1 pseudogene is annotated in these 1,217 nt (G+C 73.5%); it reads left to right on the plus strand.

The features are described 5' to 3' along the window. Window positions 1-1,000 (plus strand): annotated as a pseudogene (locus tag IP78_RS15530) (peptidase M20); the annotation flags it as partial. Window positions 1,001-1,217 lie beyond the last annotated feature (217 nt).

The following is a 1,217-nucleotide window of genomic DNA, read 5'->3' on the forward strand; positions in this document are numbered from 1 at the left end:
CTCGCAAGCCCTGGAAGCGACCGAGGCGCTCCTGTCCGCCGAGGCCCTGCCGATCGCGGGCGACAACGCGGTCTATGGCGACGTGCTGGGCCGGTTCCTGATCGTGCATGACAAGGCGACGGGCTGGGGCCTGCTCGCGATCACCGCAGCGGCCCTGGCCTTCGCCGCCTGGGGCGCGCGCCACGCGACCCGGCTGGACCCCAGGGACATCGGACGCGGCATGCTGTCGGGCCTGTGGCTGGTCGTCATGGGCGTGGTCGTGACCGCAGGGGTGCGCGTTCTGGCCGGTCCGACCGCAGGGCGCGCCGAGTCCGCCGAGGCCTACTACACCCTGCTGCGCCGCCTGCCGTGGATGGAGACCGCGACCGTGCTGACCGTCGTCGCGGTGACGCTGGCCGCGCTGGCGGGTCGGGCCGCGATCGGGCCGCGCGTGCTTTCGGCCGTCGTCCTCATCGCCGTCGCGGCGGGGACCGTCATGGGCGGATTCGATCCCATTCTGATCGGCGCAGGCGGGGTGGCCATCGCCCTGTCGGTGTGGAACCAGGCCTGGCCGCGAACGACCTGGGGCGCGTGGCTGGGGCTGATCGCCCTGATCTTCCTGCTCGGCTGCGTCGCCCAAGGCGCCGCGCCCGAAGCCGCCTTGATCTTCATCTGGCCCGCCCTGATCGCCGCCCTCGCCGCCGCCGTCGCCGCCCTGATCGCCGCCAGCTTGAAGGACCCGCGCGCCCTGGTCCCGGCGGCGATCGTGACGGTTCTGGGCGGGGCCTGGATCGTGACGCTGGCCCATCCCGTCTTCCTCGGCGTCGGCATGGACATCCCCGGCGTCCTGGCCCTGATGGCCCTGCTGGTCCTGCTGTTCGCCCGGCCGCTGGCGCCCGAGCATACGAAGGCGACCTATGCCGCGGCGGCTGCGGCCTGCCTGATCCTGGCCTGCGGCCTGTCCGCCACCGCCCGCTTCGCCGAGCCCATGCCGCCCCCGGCCGAGGGCGGGCCGACCTGAGCCGGTAACGAATTCCGCCCGCCTGGCGAAGCGGGGCGCATGTCCTCCCCAAGGAGCCGTCTCATGCGCGCCTTTGCCAAATCCTCCGCCCTGCCATTCGATCTCCGCCGTCGCCTGACCCTGTTCGGCTCCATCGGCCTGGTCGCCGCCGCCGTGGTGTTCGGCTACGCCTCCGCCCAGCCGGTCGAGGCTCGCGTACCCGCCCCGCCGCCCTCAG

Source organism: Brevundimonas sp. AAP58, assembly GCF_001295975.1.
Classification (GTDB): Bacteria; Pseudomonadota; Alphaproteobacteria; order Caulobacterales; family Caulobacteraceae; genus Brevundimonas.